Annotated in this window: 1 protein-coding gene; it reads right to left on the bottom strand. The window is 62.6% G+C overall.

What is annotated here, in order from left to right:
- Positions 1-369 (bottom strand): UPF0236 family transposase-like protein (locus ETC02_RS17180; protein ID WP_171698502.1); only part of this gene is annotated, 369 nt, incomplete at both ends.

The raw sequence follows: 369 nt of genomic DNA, 5'->3' as shown, positions 1-369 counted from the left end.
GAAGCCCTTGGTCTTTCCAGCTGCGGCGGGATTTCACCCGATGCGCAAACCGGCTCATCACGCTCTCGGCGTGGCCCATCGGACGCATGCCGGTCGTCTCCACCCCTTGCTCCGACAGCCACTCCCGATAGTCCCGGATGCATCCCGGCATCGACTCGATCCGGCGAATCAAGGCGGCCAGCTGTTGTTCTTTGCCTTCGTCCTCCAACGTGCCGACCGCGCTGTTCAGCTCCACGAGAAGCCCCTCTTCGTCTTGTTTCGCCAGCTTCTTCCGCACCTCCCGCCAACGCGGATGGCCGGACAGACACTGACGCAGCTCCCGCGCCACATGAAATCGATCCAGCTGAAAGCACGCCCGCTTCCCAAAAT

It is taken from the genome of Geobacillus sp. DSP4a, from assembly GCF_013096875.1.
Classification (GTDB): Bacteria; Bacillota; Bacilli; order Bacillales; family Anoxybacillaceae; genus Geobacillus; species Geobacillus thermophilus.
This window is presented reverse-complemented; position numbering and strand designations above follow the sequence as displayed.